We start from the raw sequence: 15,252 nt of genomic DNA, 5'->3' as shown, positions 1-15,252 counted from the left end.
CTAACATATAAAGTAGGGTATTCAAACAGTAGCTCTAAGGTTAATTTATTGCTAATTAATTAGGGCTGATTTTCGGAGCGTTTGCAAGATATCAACTCTAAACTGCAACAATATATCAATAAAGTTGCAAGTTCATTTAATTTAAGATCAAGCTTTATACAGGATAATTATCAAATTATTGTTGACATTGTTGTTAAGTTTGGTTATCATATAAATAAACATAAATATATAAATTTATTTATATGATATCTAGTAGATGAGGAGTGAACCAGATGGAAAAGATTGCAGAAACAACAGAATTATTTAAAGCTTTATCTGATGAACGGAGGTTGAAGATTGTTGATTTATTGGCCTGTTGTGGTAAATTATGTGTCTGTGATGTAACAGAGGAGCTAGGCCTAAGCCAGCCTAATATATCCCATCATCTTAAGATACTTAAGAATGCGGGATTGATTAAAGCTACTAAACGTGGACGCTGGGTGGATTATGAGTTGAATCATGATAAAGTAGAAGAGTTCAAGGATAGCTTGGATTTTATTACTGCTAAACAGCCGGGGAGATATGATTGTACTAAGAGTGATTGCTAAATTAAATTATTAGAGAGGAGTGTTAAGATGAGATTAGCTGTAATTACTGATATTCACAGTAATATTTATGCTCTAGAACAGGTATTAAACGATATAAAGACTAGAAATGTAGATCAAATAGTCTGTGCTGGTGATTTGGTCGGTTATACTCCTTTTCCGAATGAAGTAATTAGCAAGGTTAAACAGGAAAAGATAGAGACAATCCAGGGGAATTATGATGATGCTATTGGTAATCTTCGTATTACTTGTGGTTGTGATTATGAGACTGAACGTGAAGAGAAGATTGGACTTTCTTCTTTACAATTTACTAATGAAGAAATTACTGAAGATAATAGAGAATTTCTAAAGGATTTACCTCAGGAATTAAGATTGGAGTTGGGGAATTATACTGCTTTAGTAGTCCATGGTAGTCCCCGTCAATTAAATGAGTATCTATATGCTGATAGTGAGCAAGTAGAGGAAGTAGCAGCAGAGTTAGAAGAGGATATTCTAATCTGTGGTCATACTCATCTGCCTTATCATCGAGTGATTAATGGTAGACATATCATTAATGCCGGTAGTGTAGGGAAGCCTAAACATGGTAATAGTAATGGAATATATACAGTAGTTGAGGTAGAGGATAATAGAGTTACAGCTGAATTTATAGAGGTAGCTTATCCAGTAGAAAAGGTAACTGCTAAAATTAAAGAAACAGATTTAGCGGATGAGTTAATTGGGATTTTAGAAGGATGAAGAATTTGTCCGGATGTGGCGTACTCTCTTAGTGGGAGTTGTCTTTACGTTTAGTTGAACAAGTAATTGATTTGAAACGTCGAAACTTCCCCGGCTGGATAAAGCACTGTAATAACTTGCAATAATATATCTATTAAGCTGTAGTTTATCAGAATTCAGTTTGAGTTGATGTCTATGATAACAGTATTAAAGTAGCTTAAATCATGAAAAATTAGGAGGAAGGACTATGAGTCAAGAAAAAATGGAGGTTAAAGAAGAGACAGAAGGATTAGGATTTTTTGAAAAGTACTTAACTTTATGGGTTGCTATCTGTATTGCTATAGGAATTGGAGTTGGAAGATTTTTATCAGCAATTCCAGAAACTTTAAGTCGGTTTGAATACGCTCAAGTTAATATTCCTGTAGCAGTTTTAATCTGGTTTATGATTTATCCAATGATGGTACAGATTGATTTTAGTAGTATTATAGAAGCGGGAAAGAAGCCTAAAGGTTTGGGTTTAACATTAGTAGTAAATTGGTTGATTAAGCCATTTACAATGGCTTTCTTTGGTTGGTTATTTTTGAAGAATATTTTTGGGGTCTTTATTAGTCCAGAATTAGCAGATCAATATGTAGCAGGGATGATTTTATTAGGATCAGCTCCTTGTACAGCAATGGTTTTCGTCTGGAGTTATTTAACCGATGGAGATGCAAATTATACTTTAATTCAGGTAGCAGTTAATGACTTAGTTTTAGTCTTTGCCTATGCACCTTTGGTAATGTTGTTATTAGGGGTAACTGATTTTAATGTACCATATGATACGGTACTGTTATCTGTAGTACTATATATTATTGTTCCTTTAGTAGCTGGTTATTTATCACGGAGATATATAATTAAGAATAAAGGTATTGACTGGCTGGAAAATGTCTATTTAAAAAAGTTAGATAATTTCACAATTGTTGGCTTATTATTAACGTTGATTATTTTATTTGCCTTCCAAGGTGATATCATCTTAAATAATCCGTTTGATATCTTATTAATTGCTATTCCGCTTACGATTCAGACTTTCTTTGTCTTTATTCTTGGTTATGGCGGTGCTAAACTGCTTAAGTTAGAGCATCCAGTAGCAGCGCCGGCCAGTATGATTGGAGCTAGTAACTTCTTTGAATTAGCAGTGGCAACAGCAATTTCTATCTTTGGTTTAACTTCTGGTGCTGCATTAGCAACAGTAGTTGGAGTTTTAGTAGAGGTTCCAGTTATGTTAGCTTTAGTAGCAATTGCTAATCGAACTAAGCATTGGTTTCCTCAGAAATCAAAAGCGTAAATTTAGATGATTCAGGAGTCTGACATCGATATTTCTTAGATGATGGGAATGATGAGTAATATGCAGGATGATAATATGTAATCTCTTATGAGGGTCCACATTAATGTGGACCCTTTTATTTTGAATGGTTATTATTGACAACTATATTCCAATATGATAATATAGTATTAAAATAATAAAGAATATACAGTATAATTATAAACTAAAAAGGAGTGGGCAAAATCAGTAACAGCATTTATAAAGCTCGGGCTAAAATTGCTAAAGCATTAGCTCATTGGCTCAGAATAGAAATAGTTGACTTATTGGCTGAGGAAGGAGAAAAATGTGTCTGTGAACTAACTGAAGCATTGGATGCCAGTCAATCGGTCATTTCTAAACATTTAAGTACTTTAAAAGAGGCAGGTATTATTGATTCTAGAAAAGAGGGGCTGAATGTTTATTATTTTTTAGAAACTCCCTGTATTGTTGAATTTTTTTCCTGTCTAGATGATGTAATTATGAAAGAATTTAAGAGGAAAAGAAAAAAGATAAATAATATATTTAGGCCTAAGAAAAATTAATTTTTAAAAGGAGGGAAAAAATTGAGTATTTATTTAGATAATGCAGCTACTTCTTTTCCCAAACCTGAAAGTGTTTATCAAGCTGTAGATAATTATCAGCGTAATATTGGAGTGAATCCGGGGCGAGGTAGCTATAGACGAGCAGAGCAAGCTCAAGAAATTATTGTTGAAACCAGAAAGCTTTTAAGTCAGCTGTTTAATATTGAAACCCCAGCCAGAATTGTATTTACAGCTAATGTTACTGAGGCTTTAAATTTAACTTTAAAAGGATTATTACAAGAAGGAGACCATGTAATTACCAGCCAGTTAGAACATAATGCTATGTGGCGGCCATTGAAGAGGTTAGAAAGAGAAAGAAATATTGATTTAACAGCTATTCCCTGTCTTGAAGGTTCTTATTTAGATGTAGATCAGATTGAAAAAGCTATCTGCCCAGAAACTAAGTTAGTTGCTCTCAACCATGCTTCTAATGTTACCGGTGCTATCTTACCTATCAAAGAGGTAGGAGATATCTGTCGCCAGCATCAGATTCCTTTATTGGTAGATACAGCTCAGACAGCAGGGGTTTATCCAATTGATGTACAAAGATTAAATATTGATCTGTTAGCCTTTACTGGTCATAAAGGATTGCTAGGACCTACTGGTACTGGAGGGCTTTATATCAATTCTGATATTGAACTTCAGCCTTTAAAAGAAGGAGGTACCGGCGGGGATTCTCTGTTAGAACGCCAACCTGATTACTTACCAAATCGTTTCGAAGCCGGAACACATAATATAGTTGGAATTGCAGGCTTAAGAGCAGCTGTTAAGTTTATTCTTGAGGAGAGTATTACCAACATTAGGGCCCATGAACAGGAACTTACTTCTTATATGTTGGATTACTTACAACAGATACCGGGATTAAAGATATACGGACCTGCAGAACCGGAACGACAAGTGGCTGTTATCTCATTTAACCTAGAAGAGATTCCGCCGGAAGAAGCAGCTTATGTGTTAGATGAAGTATATGAAATCATGGTTAGAGCCGGTTTGCATTGTGCTCCTCCAGCCCACCGCTGTATTGGAACAGTAAACCGAGGAACAGTTCGGATTAGTTTCAATTATTTTAATACTAAAGAAGACTGTCAGCAATTATATGAGGCTTTATGTGATTTGAGTAATTGCTGATTAAGATTATTAGGGAGGGTGTAGCATGGATAAGTTATTTATTACGTTTGATGAACGAAAGCTGGATTTATTGGCTGATATTTATCAAACAGAGGACTCACAGCAGGCACTTGAATTTATATTAGAGGAGATTGTTCCTCAGAAAAAGAAGGAAACTCAATGTTGGGAAGTAAGAAAGAGATAGATTTAAGGAGGTGATTAGATTATGACTCCAGAGGAGCAGAAGGAGATAATTGCTGAACAAATAAAAGAAAGAAGAGCTGCCGATGGTGATATTGATTGTGAATTTGTAGCTGGAATTGCCGATAAAGTAGGGTTGGAACCTCTTGAAGTAGGAAAGATAGTCTATGAAGAGTTAGGATATAAAATAAAGGGCTGTCCTTATTATGGGGACTAAAGGATCAAAATTCATATTAATTTTGTGTAAAAAATCACAAATAAAGGAGAGGGTAGTGTGAGTAAGTTATTTATTTCTTTAGATCAGAAAGAACAGACTATGTTAGAAAGGATCTGTCTTGATAAAGATCCACAAGAAGCTCTAGAATTTATTGTAGAATATATTATTCCTAAGGTAGACAAGAAGAAAAAAGGCGGCATGAAGCATCCGGATTTAGATTAAGGGGGAAAGTGACGTGGATAAATTACTTATTGTCCTTGATGATAAAGCTCAGGATTGGTTAAATGATATTTATCAATCAGAGAATCCACAGCAGGCACTTGAGTTTGTATTAGAAGAGATTGCTCCCCAAAAAAAGAAAAAGCTGCATTGTTGGGACGGGAAAAATAGACAGAGGGGCTTAAAAGCGTAAATTAAAATACTAACCTTGTAGTTTTATGTCAAAGACTATTATCTATACTAAGACTGGTTGTCCTTATTGTAAACAGGCTATTGAAGATTATAAGGCTGATGGTATTGTGATGGTATTGAATTTGAAATAGTTAATACTTCAGAGGATTCTCAGGCAAGAGAAATGGTTAAGGAAAAATATGATGGTGAACTACTCGGCAATGAATTACCGAGCTTCATGGTCGCTTGCTTTTATGGGAATTACCCGTAATATCAAGCAAGTTACCCAATAGGCGTGTCCAACGCCTACCCAGTCAAAGACTGGTTATACAAAAAGCGTCACTACTCCTATCTAGCGTAGGTGCTAGACTCAGAGATACTTTTATTGCTCAAGATAGAAGTGTAAGCATCTCTATAAGTGCTTACTAGAAGATTTAGTGTCTTCTATCTACAACGAGCACCCTGAATATTTTACACAGTAGAGGTTTAGCTACTGCAACCTCCAATATTCACTTGTGATTTACATCTATATTATAATAAATTATGGAGCAAATATCAATTATTTAAATTAATATTTGCTAATCCTTATATCTCCCTTTTTCAAATGGGAGATATAAGGATTATTTCCTAAAAGAGTTCCAGTAATTGTTGAGGATGGGGAATTAGTTTCTGTTGGTTATGATGGTGGAGGATGAATGATCTAAAGCTGGCTGGAAGCCGGTTTTAGATTAAGATCATTAATGAAAGCAGAATTGGACCAGATTACTCTGTTAAATTAATTCATGATATCGGTTGACATCAAGAATAAAATCAACTATAATTATATTAGAATATTAGAATATAAATTAATTAAATAATCTAAAGGGGATGCAGATATGTCAGAATTAATCAGTAAATTAAAAAGTAAATTATTTAAAGCTTTAGCTCATCCCACTAGAATTCAGATTTTAAATTTACTCCAGGAAGGGGAATTATGTGTTTGTGAAATTTATGAAGCTTTAGAGCTTAGTCAATCTAATATTTCACAACATTTAAAGGTGTTAAGAGATCAGAATTTAGTAGAAAGCCAAAAAGTAGGAGTAGAAGTACATTATAAGATAAAGAATGATGAAGTATGGGAGATACTGGAGTTGGCTAAAGATTTAATAGTTGAACAGATCAATCAGACCCAATCAGCTTTAGAAGATAGATAGTATTTTATTTTTAATTGTTATATTAGAATCTAATGATATAGTAATATTATAAAACTAAAAACATATGAGGAGTGAGGTAGAATGATTAAAAGTTTTGCTGATTTAGTAGTTTATAACTGGCTAAATTTTAGTCAGGGATCCCATTTAGGTGAGGCTGTAAACTTTTTCGTGTATGATACAATTAAAATTATGTTATTGTTAAGTGTTATGATCTTTGTAATTTCTATTATCCGTAGCTTCTTTCAGCCAGAAAGAGTTAAGAAGTTATTAAGCGGTAAGAAGTTATTTGTCGGAAATGCTATTGCTTCCTTTTTAGGAGTTGTGTCGCCGTTCTGTTCCTGTTCAACAGTTCCGATCTTTATCGGTTTTGTGGAAGCAGGAGTTCCGCTGGGAGTAACCTTTTCCTTTTTAATTACTTCTCCAATCGTTAATGAGATAGCCTTGGTTCTGCTCTATTCAATCTTCGGCTGGCAGATAGCAACTTTATATTTAGTTAGCGGAGTTACAGTAGGAATTGTAGGCGGAATCATAATTGGTTATTTAGGTTTAGAAGATTATGTCGAAGAGTATGTTTATGAGATTGAAATGGAAGAAGAAGAAATTGAAGCTATGACCTGGGAAGACAGAATTGAGTATGCTAAACATCAGGTGAAGGATATAGTAGGTAGAATCTGGAAGTTCGTGATGATTGGAATAGCAATCGGCGGTTTGATTCACGGCTATGTACCGACAGGAGCCCTGGCAGATTATGCTGGGCCAAATAATCCTTTCTCTGTCTTTGTTGGGGTTTTATTTGGAATTCCGCTCTATTCTAATGCTGTAGGTACAATTCCAATTGTAGAATCACTAATGAATAAAGGTGTTGCTGTAGGAACTGCCTTAAGCTTTATGATGGCAACAGTAGCCTTATCTGTACCACAGATGGTGATTTTGCGAAAAGTGTTGAAGCCTAAATTGATTGGAATCTTTATTACAATTGTTGGTGTTTCAATTATTGGTGTAGGTTATCTGTTTAATATAGTAATATAATCATAAACTAATTATTGAGGAGGTGAAGTAAAGATGGAGATTAAAGTTTATGGACCAGGCTGTAAGAACTGTGTAAAGTTGGCTGATAATGCTAAAGCAGCAGCAGAAGATCTAGGAGCTGATGCTGAAGTTGAAAAAGTAGAGGATATGTCTGAGATAGCTCAGGCAGGAATTATGAGTACTCCTGGTTTAGGAATTAATGGAGAGGTCAAAGTTAAAGGTAGAGTACCTAATGTAGAGGAGATTAAGGAATTAATTGAAGCTGAAATGTAACTTAAATTATCCCTGCTTAATTAAGCAGGGATAATTTATGATTTTATATAATTTATCAGTTAAAGATAAATGGAGGAATTAAAATGGCCAGTTCAGAATCAGATAGTAAAGAGAGAAGAAAGTTTAGCAGAATATGAATCAGAGTTAATAAAGATGAGTAGTTGAAAGGAGTGGAAATAGTGACTGAAAATGAATTACTACAAATAAAGGATTTGGATTTAATATTAGATGATACTGTAATATTAAAAGATCTGTCACTGACTGTTAATGCAGGACAGGTCTATGCTTTGATTGGTCCTAATGGATGTGGAAAGAGTTCTCTGGCTTATACGCTGATGGGATTAGATGGTTATAGTCCTAGTAATGGAGAAGTTCTGTTCAAAGGAGAAGATATTACAGACTTAGCTACTCAAGAGAGAGCCCAAAAGGGGATAACTTTAGCCTGGCAGCAGCCGGCCCGATTTGAAGGGGTTAAAGTACGGAAGTTTTTAGCTTTAGGGTTAGAAAGTCAGGGGCGGGAGGTTACAGAGCAGCAGTTAAGGTGGGCCCTTAATGAAGTAGCTATTAATCCTGATAGATATCTAGATAGAGAAGTAGATGATACTCTAAGCGGAGGAGAAAGAAAACGGATAGAATTGGCTTCAATCTTATTGATGGATCCTGATCTGGTGATTTTAGATGAACCTGATTCCGGTGTTGATGTGATTGCTTTAAATAATATCAGTCAGGTGATTAACAGCTTTAGAGCTCAAGGTACAGGAGTAGTACTGATTACTCATTCTGATGAAATGTTGGATTTAGCTGATACAGCAGCTTTGGTCTGTGGAGGAAATATAGTTAGGCGGGGCCAGCCGCAGCAGATAGCTGCTTACTTTAAAGATGACTGTTCACCGTGTGGAGATAATGAATGTTTAGTGGAGGTGGCAGCTAATGATAGATAATGATTATCAAGAGATGGTGGATATATATGATCAAGCTGGTGGCGATAAGGATATTTTTACTGATAGTGATATAGCACATTTGGTGATTGAAAGGGATGAAGTTATAGGTTCAAATTTGGTAGAGGGATTAGAAGTAGATGTCAAGGATAACCAGGATGATTTAGTAGAAGTGAAGATTGTCATTAAGGAAGGACATCAGATTGCAAAACCAGTCCATCTCTGTTTTGGCGTCTTACCTGAAGAAGGACTGCAGCAGATAGATATGGATATTACAGTAGAGGATGACGCAGCTGTTGAAATTTTAGCCCATTGTGTCTTTCCCAATGCTCGAGATGTAACCCATAAAATGGATGCTGAGATTAAAGTAAGGGATAATAGCGAATATATCTATCGTGAAGTTCATGACCACGGTACAAGCGGCGGAGTAGAAGTAATTGCTAATACTGATATTGTAATGCAGGAAAATAGTTTATTAAAGACAATCTTTAATCTCTTTGAAGGAAGAGCAGGATTAATTGATATCGCCTATGAGAGTGAAATTGGAGCTAATTCTAATGTGGAAATGATAGCTAAAATTAGCGGGTCTGTTGATGACCAGATTAAGATTAAAGAAAATGCAGATTTAATAGGAGTTAATGCTCGAGGCTTATTGGAAACTAGAATTGCTCTGCAAGATCAAGCCCGAGCTGATATATTAAATGAAATGACAGCTTATGCTGCGGGAGCTAAGGGACATGTTGATTGTACGGAAATAATTAAGGATGAGGCGAATGCTCGGGCTGTACCAGTTGTAGATGTGCGCCATCCTGAAGCTAAAGTTACTCATGAGGCTGCAATTGGAAGTATCGATAGTACTCAACTACAGACTTTATTGGCCCGGGGCTTGGATGAAGAGGAAGCAAGTGATGTAATTATTCAAGGAATGTTGAGAGGGTGAATTTGATAATGGAAATGATTTCATTCTTTTAATTCGAATTTTAAAAAGGAAATTGACATAAAATGTCGAAAATATTACATAGGAATGGTTTGATAGTGTAGATTGATTGTTGAGGAGTGAGTAGTGTTAATTTTGAGAAAATTTAGAAAAAAGGAGGTGAAGAACAAAGCGGATACTAAGGGGAGCAGAATATACCTATAAAATATTTAATAAGAGGAGTGAGTAGGATGGAAAAGATAAAGGTGTTAGTGATTTATAACTCCCCGTTAGTTAATAATGTCTTAGGAAAGGCTTTAGAAAAGAATAGTGAAATAGAGTTAGTTGGTTCAGCTACTAATTCATATTTAGCTGTTAGGAAAGTGGAAGAATTAAAGCCAGATATTTTAATTCTTGATATTAGAATGGCAAATATGGATTGTTTACAATATTTGGAAAGGTTCATGGTTCATCATTCTATTCCTGTTATAGTAGTAAGTACTTTAACTACTCAACGAAATAAATTAGTTTTAAAAGCATTAGAAATGGGAGTAGTTGATTTTTTAATTAAACCGGCTGTAACAACTGAAAATAAAAGAAATGAATTTCAAACTGAAGTAATTAGTAAGATTAAATCGGTAGCTAGAGCAAATGTAGTGCCTAAATTCAAAGATGATTTTATCTCTCGGGAGTTAACAGTTAATAAGGAGAAAGCAATACTCGGAATTGGAGCATCTACTGGCGGTTTTAAAGCAATTAAGGAATTATTAGCTAGGTTTACGGCTAAGATGCCAGGAATTGTTATTATTCAGCATATGCCTCAAGAATTTACTTCAGCATTTGTGCGAAGATTAAATCATATTAGTGATTTGGAAGTTAAGGAAGCAGAAAATGGAGATCGGATTCTACCTGGACAGGCTTTGGTTATCCCGGGAGGATATGAATCAGGTTTGGAGAAAAGTGATGGTAATTATTATCTATGGTTAAAGAATAATAATCAATCTTTTAAGCAACAGTCAAGTATTGATACGTTTTTCACTTCACTAGCAGCAGAAGTAAAGGATAAGGCTATAGGCGTATTATTGACAGGAATGGGGAATGATGGAGCTAAAGGATTAAAGCAGATTAAAGAAGCTGGTGGATATACAATAGTTCAGGATGAAGAGACTTCTGCTCTGTTTGAGATGCCTAAGCAGGCAATTGAACAGGGGGCTTCTAAAGAAGTAGTTAGTTTAGATAAAATAACAGATGGAATTATACGAGTATTAAATAATCAGTGAATTTTATAATATAATGAATTTTACAACCCCGGTTAAATTATTAACCGGGGACAGCTTTGGAGTTAGATTATTTTTTATTCTTCAATTGCTTCTACTGGGCAAGCATCGAGACAATTTCCACATTCTACACATTCATCTTCATCAATTTCGAAGTGGTCATCCCCTTCAATAATAGCGTCAACTGGGCATTCTTCTACGCAAGTACCACAGTCAACACATTCATCGTTGATAGTATAAGCCATCTTTTATTCCATCTCCTTTCGTTAATTTAAGTATTAAAATAACTTACGTAACTATGATAACACTTTGATTATTGAAAGTCAATTACATTAGTAAAAAAATAATTGTAAACTAGTACAGAAAGATAGTTGACAATACAAATAAGATTTGATATCATAAATTCAATGTTAACAATTAATACAATTAAGTTAACAAAGTTAAGGAGGGATTAAGTATGAATTTGAAGATTAAAGAGATTATACTGGTAGGATTATTTGCGGCTTTAACTGCTGTGGGAGCCTATATTAGAGTTCCGATTCCGTATGTCCCTTTTACTTTACAGGTATTATTTGTGTTCTTTGCCGGCAGTCTTTTAGGCAGTAAGTTAGGATTATTAAGTCAAGTAGTTTATATTTTAACCGGTTTAGTTGGGATTCCAATTTTTACTAAAGGAGGAGGACCGAGTTATGTATTACAGCCTACTTTTGGTTACTTAATTGGGTTTGCTCTAGGGGCTTATGTAATTGGGAAAATAATAAATAATATTCGAGAAAAGAGTTTCATTCATTATTTAGCTGCTAATTTAGCTGGTTTAACTGTAGTTTATATTGTTGGAGTAGCCTATCTCTATTTCAATTTTAACTTTATTGTTGGTAAGAGCTTTAGTTTAATGAAGGCAATTCAAATTGGATTTTTGGTTCCGATTCCTGGTGATTTATTTCTGTCCATTATAGCTGCTGTGATTTCAAAGAAGGTATTAAGCCAGGTTAAAACTACATTGCCGGCTGGAATTAGTGATTGAAGAATAATTTATGAATAATTTGAAATCATAATAATACATGGAGATTAGAAAAAGTAGGAGGTGTAGATATGGAAGCAATCTTATCTCGACGGAGTATCAGGGAATATACTTCTGAAACTATACCTGATGATACTATGAATCAACTTTTAAAAGCAGCCATGTCGGCTCCTTCGGCTGGAAATGAACAGCCCTGGCATTTTATTGTAATTGAAAAGCAAGATACTTTAAATCAAATTGCTGATTTGCATCCTGATGCTGAAATGTTAAGAGATGCTCCAGCAGCAATTTTAGTCTGTGGTGATATAGAATTAGAAGAGTATGATGGATATTGGGTACAGGACTGTTCGGCAGCAACTCAGAATATTTTAATTACTGCTGAAACGAAGGATTTAGGTTCTGTCTGGGTGGGGATTCATCCGGATAAGGATCGTGAGAATGGAATTAGAGATTTATTCGATTTACCGGAGAATATTATTCCTTTTTCCATAGTTTCCCTTGGTAGACCTGCTGAAAAGAAGCCGCCAGTAGATAGATATGATGAGTCCCGTGTTCATTATAACTGTTGGTAATTATTTATATGATGATTTACCCCTGAGTTCTCATTAATATTTGATGAGGCTTAGGGGGAATTTTAATTATAAAGACATAATTTTATACTTTATAATTGTTGAAATTTGGGATGATGGATATATTTATGATAAAATGATTCTACTAGTAAAATAAAGAATCTACCTTAGTAATTCATAAAATAAAAGGGGAATGGCTATAATGGAAAAGGAACTGTTGATTAATGAAATTGAATCTTTTGCTGAAATTATTAAACAGATAAAGAAAGCTAAAGAATCAATCTATATCTGTATGTATATTTGGCGGGATGATAACATTGGAAACTTAATAGCTGAAGAACTGATTAAAGCTGCTGATAGAGGAGTAGAAATCAAGATTTTGAAGGATAAAGCAGGAGCAGTCTTTGAGCGGATTGAACAGCAGAAACAGAGTTTCTTTCATAAAGATGTAGAAGTTGGTTTAACAATTAAAGAGTGGGTTCTTTCATTTTTATATTATAGAGATAATAATCGCTCTAAAGAACAATTTAGAAATGAAAGATTAAATAGAATGTTGAATCATGATAATATTACAATTGAATCTGATAAAGAGAGACAGGACCATTCTAAATTTTATGTTTTTGATAATGAAGTATTGATTTTAGGTGGAATTAATATTGGGGATAAAACAATGGACGGTCAGACTGGAGAATATGCAGATTATATGATTAAATTTGTAGATTCTGAATTAGTAAGTTATTTTTGGAATAGATTAACCAATAAAAAACCTAAAGTTGGTTATCAAGATGTTGAATTTTATTTTAATATCAGAGAACAGAATCTCTTTGAAATAAAACCTAAAGTCTTGAAATTATTAAAGGAAGCAAGATATAGAATAGATATAGAAATGGCTTATTTTGGTGACTCAGATATAACAGAAGAAATTATTAATGCTGCAAAAAGAGGAATTAATGTTACAATAATAACTTCTAGAGAATCCAATGTTCAGCAGTCACTGAATCAACATATTCTGCAGAAAATAATTGATGAATCCAGTTCAAAAGTAAAGATTTATCTGTCAGATAGAATGATTCATTCTAAGTTTATCTGTATAGATAGAAGTAAGTATTTTTTAGGGTCGGCAAACTTACATAAGCTCGGCATGAGTAAGCTATCAGAATTAAATGTATTAGTAGAGAAAGGAGACGGCATAGGTGCTAAGTGGAGTAGATGGAGGGAGGAACATTTACAGGAATGTCAATTAATCTCCGGAGATAAGAATCTGGATTATAACAGTTTAATTGCTTTAACTGAAGCAGTGTTATGTTAAAAATGAATATAGCTATTTATCAATTTTTTTCTTGCAAAATTATAGTTCTTCTGTTAAAATAGGTATTAATTATTTAAAACTATAAAATATAATCTGGATCTCTTATCAAGAGGGGTGGAGGGACTGGCCCAATGAAGCCCGGCAACCAGCTGCTTAAAGGTGATTTTAAGCAGACAGCGGTGCTAAATCCTGCAGAATTATTCTGACAGATGAGAGAAGCGGTTACATAGCCTCTTCTGCATTTGGCAGAAGAGTTTTTTAATTTAATTAAATAATTTGATAGAGATCCGAGAGTAAAGGAGAATTCAAATGATGAAAAAGATTACTGTAATATTGCTGCTTTGTGTTCTATTGGCTAGTTTTGTTGTTGGCTGTGCAGATGACAAGGATGTAGGCTCTGAAAAGAAGGTTTTAAAGGTTGGCGCAACTGCTGGTCCTTTTACTAAAATTTTAGAAAGAGTAAAGCCTATATTGGCTAAAAAGAATATTGAATTGGAGATAGTCACCTTTACGGATTATGTTGCTCCTAATTTGGCTTTAGCTGAAGGAGAGATAAAGGCAAATACATTCCAGCATATTCCATATTTTAATAGCTTTAAAGAAGGGCGGGAGCTTGATTTAACCACTGTAGGAAAAACAATCATAATTCCTATGGCTATCTATTCAGATAAGTATGAATCTCTTAACCAGTTACCTGAGGGGGCAACAGTAGCTATTCCTAATGATCCTACTAATGGCGGCCGGGCACTATTGCTTTTAGCCCAAGCCGGAGTATTTGAATTAAAAGAAGGAGTCGGCATAGAAGCAACTGTTGAAGACATAGTGGCCAATCCTAAAGATATCGAGATACATGAGGTTGATGCTGCCCAGACGGCTCGAATGCTGCCTGATGTTGCTGCTGCTGCTGTAAACAGTAATTATGCTTTGGAACTGGATATGAATCCTAGAGAGGATTCTATCTTCATTGAAGATAAGGACTCACCTTATGTATGTATTATAGCTGTCAGACCGGAGGATAAAGATGATCCTGTCATAAAAGAGTTTGTAGAGGCTTATCAGTCTGAAGAGATTAGAGAGTTTATCAATGAACACTTTAATGGTTCTGTTATTCCAGCATTTTAAATGATTTTTCTGGGAGGTAATAGCTGGTATCGCTAAAAGAGTTAGGGCTTGAAGAGGCAGGAGAGGCTGAGTTAAGAAGGGCTGCTGAAGCTGTCTGTAAACCTGAAGAATCTATCCATAATATGTCCTTTGAGATTACTCCGGATATGGTATTGGAGGCAATTAAGATAGTTGATGAGCTTGGACAGGAATTAGTGTGAAAATATATTTAAATTTTGCTAATTTTATGATAAAATTATATTAGAATCCAACAAAAGTAAATAATACATTTTATAATTAGGTGCCTCGCTTTGAGGAGAATAGTGAAGTCGAGTGATTGAATCTATTCAATCATAAACGATACGGACCCACCGCTGTAGTCAGGGAGTTTCTATTCAGCTTTAGGCCACTGGTTTAAACCGGGAAGGCTTGAATAGAAGCAGTGATCTGTGAGTCAGAAGACCTGCCTAATTATAGGATGCGTAAGGAT

Annotated in this window: 20 protein-coding genes, 1 pseudogene and 2 riboswitches; of the genes and pseudogenes, 20 read left to right on the top strand and 1 reads right to left on the bottom strand. The window is 34.7% G+C overall.

Annotated features, from left to right (window positions below; translation table 11 throughout):
* The first annotated feature begins 272 nt into the window (after positions 1 to 272).
* The 16 genes and pseudogenes from acear_RS10330 (at position 273) to cheB (ending at position 10,765) form a co-directional block, all read left to right on the top strand.
* Entirely contained in the window at positions 273 to 587 is a 315-nt protein-coding gene (locus tag acear_RS10330; RefSeq protein WP_013278971.1) for an ArsR/SmtB family transcription factor, read from the top strand.
* A 27-nt stretch (positions 588 to 614) separates the two neighbouring features.
* Positions 615 to 1,319: a metallophosphoesterase family protein gene (locus acear_RS10325; protein ID WP_013278970.1), complete on the top strand. Its 705-nt coding sequence runs from the start codon at positions 615 to 617 to the stop codon at positions 1,317 to 1,319.
* Between the two features lie 226 nt (positions 1,320 to 1,545).
* Complete coding sequence (gene arsB / locus acear_RS10320) at positions 1,546 to 2,622, top strand: ACR3 family arsenite efflux transporter (RefSeq protein WP_013278969.1); 1,077 nt, start codon at positions 1,546 to 1,548, stop codon at positions 2,620 to 2,622.
* A 212-nt stretch (positions 2,623 to 2,834) separates the two neighbouring features.
* Positions 2,835 to 3,182 (top strand): ArsR/SmtB family transcription factor, encoded by a 348-nt coding sequence (locus acear_RS10315; protein ID WP_013278968.1) that lies wholly within the window; start codon positions 2,835 to 2,837, stop codon positions 3,180 to 3,182.
* A gap of 21 nt (positions 3,183 to 3,203) precedes the next feature.
* Positions 3,204 to 4,349, top strand: a complete 1,146-nt coding sequence (locus acear_RS10310) for an aminotransferase class V-fold PLP-dependent enzyme (protein ID WP_013278967.1) — start codon at positions 3,204 to 3,206, stop codon at positions 4,347 to 4,349.
* A 25-nt stretch (positions 4,350 to 4,374) separates the two neighbouring features.
* The gene (locus acear_RS12630; protein WP_013278966.1) at positions 4,375 to 4,533 is read left to right on the top strand and encodes a hypothetical protein; all 159 of its coding nucleotides are present in this window, start codon (positions 4,375 to 4,377) and stop codon (positions 4,531 to 4,533) included.
* A 21-nt stretch (positions 4,534 to 4,554) separates the two neighbouring features.
* Positions 4,555 to 4,746, top strand: a complete 192-nt coding sequence (locus acear_RS10305; RefSeq protein ID WP_013278965.1) for a hypothetical protein — start codon at positions 4,555 to 4,557, stop codon at positions 4,744 to 4,746.
* Between the two features lie 57 nt (positions 4,747 to 4,803).
* Positions 4,804 to 4,968, top strand: coding sequence for a hypothetical protein (locus tag acear_RS12625; RefSeq protein WP_013278964.1), 165 nt, complete (start codon positions 4,804 to 4,806; stop codon positions 4,966 to 4,968).
* Positions 4,969 to 4,981: 13 nt separating this feature from the next.
* Complete coding sequence (locus acear_RS12620) at positions 4,982 to 5,158, top strand: hypothetical protein (protein WP_013278963.1); 177 nt, start codon at positions 4,982 to 4,984, stop codon at positions 5,156 to 5,158.
* A gap of 25 nt (positions 5,159 to 5,183) precedes the next feature.
* A pseudogene (locus acear_RS13040) lies at positions 5,184 to 5,335 on the top strand (glutaredoxin domain-containing protein); the annotation flags it as partial.
* A 676-nt stretch (positions 5,336 to 6,011) separates the two neighbouring features.
* A complete protein-coding gene (locus tag acear_RS10295; RefSeq protein WP_013278962.1) occupies positions 6,012 to 6,329 on the top strand; it encodes an ArsR/SmtB family transcription factor in 318 nt (105 codons plus the stop codon).
* Positions 6,330 to 6,410: 81 nt separating this feature from the next.
* A complete protein-coding gene (locus acear_RS10290) occupies positions 6,411 to 7,358 on the top strand; it encodes a permease (protein ID WP_013278961.1) in 948 nt (315 codons plus the stop codon).
* A gap of 33 nt (positions 7,359 to 7,391) precedes the next feature.
* On the top strand, positions 7,392 to 7,631 hold the full coding sequence (locus acear_RS10285; protein ID WP_013278960.1) for a thioredoxin family protein: 240 nt from the start codon (positions 7,392 to 7,394) through the stop codon (positions 7,629 to 7,631).
* 179 nt (positions 7,632 to 7,810) lie between these two features.
* Entirely contained in the window at positions 7,811 to 8,572 is a 762-nt protein-coding gene (locus tag acear_RS10280; RefSeq protein WP_013278959.1) for an ABC transporter ATP-binding protein, read from the top strand.
* Positions 8,562 to 9,509, top strand: a complete 948-nt coding sequence (locus acear_RS10275; protein ID WP_013278958.1) for a SufB/SufD family protein — start codon at positions 8,562 to 8,564, stop codon at positions 9,507 to 9,509. The genes acear_RS10280 and acear_RS10275 overlap by 11 nt, the downstream gene beginning before the upstream one ends.
* 227 nt (positions 9,510 to 9,736) lie before the next feature.
* The gene (cheB, locus tag acear_RS10270) at positions 9,737 to 10,765 is read left to right on the top strand and encodes a chemotaxis-specific protein-glutamate methyltransferase CheB (RefSeq protein WP_013278957.1); all 1,029 of its coding nucleotides are present in this window, start codon (positions 9,737 to 9,739) and stop codon (positions 10,763 to 10,765) included.
* 74 nt (positions 10,766 to 10,839) lie between these two features.
* Here cheB and acear_RS10265 read toward each other — a convergent pair whose 3' ends face one another.
* The gene (locus acear_RS10265) at positions 10,840 to 11,007 is read right to left on the bottom strand and encodes a DUF362 domain-containing protein (protein WP_013278956.1); all 168 of its coding nucleotides are present in this window, start codon (positions 11,005 to 11,007) and stop codon (positions 10,840 to 10,842) included.
* Positions 11,008 to 11,219: 212 nt separating this feature from the next.
* Between acear_RS10265 and acear_RS10260 the strand changes: the two genes are divergently transcribed.
* The 4 genes from acear_RS10260 (at position 11,220) to acear_RS10245 (ending at position 14,783) form a co-directional block, all read left to right on the top strand.
* Positions 11,220 to 11,786, top strand: coding sequence for a biotin transporter BioY (locus tag acear_RS10260; RefSeq protein WP_013278955.1), 567 nt, complete (start codon positions 11,220 to 11,222; stop codon positions 11,784 to 11,786).
* Positions 11,787 to 11,854: 68 nt separating this feature from the next.
* Positions 11,855 to 12,355: a nitroreductase family protein gene (locus acear_RS10255; RefSeq protein WP_013278954.1), complete on the top strand. Its 501-nt coding sequence runs from the start codon at positions 11,855 to 11,857 to the stop codon at positions 12,353 to 12,355.
* A gap of 199 nt (positions 12,356 to 12,554) precedes the next feature.
* Positions 12,555 to 13,661 carry a phospholipase D-like domain-containing protein gene (locus acear_RS10250; RefSeq protein WP_013278953.1) on the top strand — a complete coding sequence of 369 codons (1,107 nt, stop codon included), beginning with the start codon at positions 12,555 to 12,557 and terminating at the stop codon, positions 13,659 to 13,661.
* 99 nt (positions 13,662 to 13,760) lie between these two features.
* Positions 13,761 to 13,877: riboswitch (SAM riboswitch) on the top strand.
* Positions 13,878 to 13,973: 96 nt separating this feature from the next.
* On the top strand, positions 13,974 to 14,783 hold the full coding sequence (locus acear_RS10245) for a MetQ/NlpA family ABC transporter substrate-binding protein (protein WP_041667369.1): 810 nt from the start codon (positions 13,974 to 13,976) through the stop codon (positions 14,781 to 14,783).
* A 261-nt stretch (positions 14,784 to 15,044) separates the two neighbouring features.
* Positions 15,045 to 15,247, top strand: a riboswitch (cobalamin riboswitch).
* Positions 15,248 to 15,252: the final 5 nt, after the last annotated feature.

Source organism: Acetohalobium arabaticum DSM 5501 (assembly GCF_000144695.1).
Lineage (GTDB): Bacteria > Bacillota > Halanaerobiia > Halobacteroidales > Acetohalobiaceae > Acetohalobium > Acetohalobium arabaticum.
This window is presented reverse-complemented; position numbering and strand designations above follow the sequence as displayed.